This window comes from Promicromonospora kroppenstedtii DSM 19349 (assembly GCF_000515355.1).
GTDB classification, from domain to species: Bacteria; Actinomycetota; Actinomycetes; order Actinomycetales; family Cellulomonadaceae; genus Promicromonospora; species Promicromonospora kroppenstedtii.
In genome coordinates this window covers 5,444-7,275 of record NZ_KI911713.1, presented here as the reverse complement: position 1 = coordinate 7,275, position 1,832 = coordinate 5,444, and the positions used below count along the sequence as shown (strand labels likewise).

General features: G+C 71.9%; 2 protein-coding genes. Both read right to left on the bottom strand.

Features of this window, described 5'->3' with window-relative positions; all coding sequences use genetic code 11:
• The coding region (locus PROKR_RS20195) for a 4-hydroxy-tetrahydrodipicolinate reductase (protein ID WP_036966405.1) at positions 1–470 on the bottom strand (470 nt) is incomplete at its 3' end.
• A gap of 89 nt (positions 471–559) precedes the next feature.
• The coding region (locus tag PROKR_RS20190) for a M16 family metallopeptidase (RefSeq protein ID WP_036966402.1) at positions 560–1,832 on the bottom strand (1,273 nt) is incomplete at its 5' end.

Here is a 1,832-nt window from a genome sequence, read left to right as displayed (position 1 = left end):
TGGCGGGCGGTCCCCGAGGGCGCGTCCACCTTGTTCGGGTGGTGCAGCTCGACGACCTCGGCGGACTCGAAGTACCGGGCGGCCTTGGCGGCGAACGTCATCGCGAGCACCGCCGAGAGGCCGAAGTTCGGCGCGATCAGCACGCCGAGCGCGCCCGTGCTGCCCGAGCCCCCGGGCGAGAGCTCGGCGAGGTGCGCCGAGACCCGGGCCCGCGAGGCGTCGTCCCACCCGGTGGTGCCGACCACGGCGTGCGCGCCGGCGTCGAGCACGGCGTGCACGTTGGCCTCGGTGACGGCCGGGACGGTGAAGTCCACGGCGACGTCGGCTCCGGCGAGGGTCTCGGCAGAGACCGTGTCGCCACGCCCGAGGCGGGCCACGAGCCGGAGCCCGTCGGCCGCCTCGACCGCGGCGCAGGCCTGTGTGCCCATGCGGCCGGTCGCACCGAGCACGGCCACCTTGATGTCACTCACGATCTACACCCTAGTTCCTCGTTGAGTGCTGGATATTTGTTGTCCCGGGGCCTCCGGAACAACAAATACCCAGCACTCAGCGGTGCGGTTCAGTCGTCGAACGGGCCCACGCGGACCACCGAGCGCGGGCGCGCGGCCAGGTCCTGGGCCAGGTCCTGCACGTCAGCCGCGGTGACCGCCTGGATACGCTCCAGCGACTCGGCCAGCGACAGCAGGTCGCCGTACACCAGCTCGGCCTTGCCGAGCCGGCTCATCCGCGAGCCGGAATCCTCCAGCCCGAGCACCGTGCCGCCGCTGAGCTGGCCGACGGACCGCTTCAGCTCGGCCTCCGTGATGCCGTCCTGTCCGAGCTTCTCCAGCTCCTCGACGAGCAGCTCGGTGACCTGGTCGGCCTTGGCGGCCGCGCAGCCCGCGTACAGGCCGAACGTGCCGAGCCCGCCGTGCGCCGAGGCGAACGAGTACGTCGAGTACGCCAGGCCCCGCTTCTCGCGGATCTCCTGGAACAGGCGCGACGACATGCCGCCGCCGAGCACCGCGTTCAGCACGGACAGCGCGAAGCGCCGGTCGTCCGTGGCCGAGATGCCCGTGGAGCCGACGATGATGTTGGCCTGCTCCACCGAGCGCTTGATCGTCAGCTCGGTGCCCGCCTCCGGCACGCCGGCCCGGTCCTCCGTGGTGGGCCTGCGGTCCCGCGGCGCCGTGGCCGGGTCGAGGTCCCAGCCGCCGTCGGTCAGCGCCTGGGTGACCTGCTGCACGAGCTTGTCGTGGTCGATGCCGCCGGCCGCCGTGATCACGAGGGTCTCGGGCCGGTAGTTCCAGCGGTAGTGGTCCCAGACCGCGTCGCGCGGCACGGCGTTGATGGTCTCCGGCGTGCCGCCGATGGGGCGGCCCAGCGCGTGGTCCCCCAGGACGACGGCGGAGAACTGCTCGTGCACGACGTCGGTCGGGTCGTCGTCGTTCATCGCGAGCTCTTCGAGGATGACGCCGCGCTCGGTCTCGAGCTCGTCGGTGTCCAGCCGCGCGGAGGTGACCATGTCGGCGATGACGTCCACGGCCATCGGCAGGTCGGAGTCGAGCACCCGCGCGTAGTAGCAGGTGTGCTCCTTGCCGGTGGCCGCGTTGGCCTCACCGCCGACGGCGTCGAACGCCTCGGCGATGTCCATCGCGGAGCGCCGCTTGGTCCCCTTGAAGAGCAGGTGCTCCAGGAAGTGCGTCGAGCCGAAGTGTCCGTCGGTCTCGTCCCGAGAGCCGACGCCGATCCATGCGCCCATCGTGGCCGAGCGCTGGCCCGGCATGTTCTCGGTGAGCACACGGACACCGCCGGGCAGGACGGAGCGACGGATCGTCGCCCCGTCCTGCCCG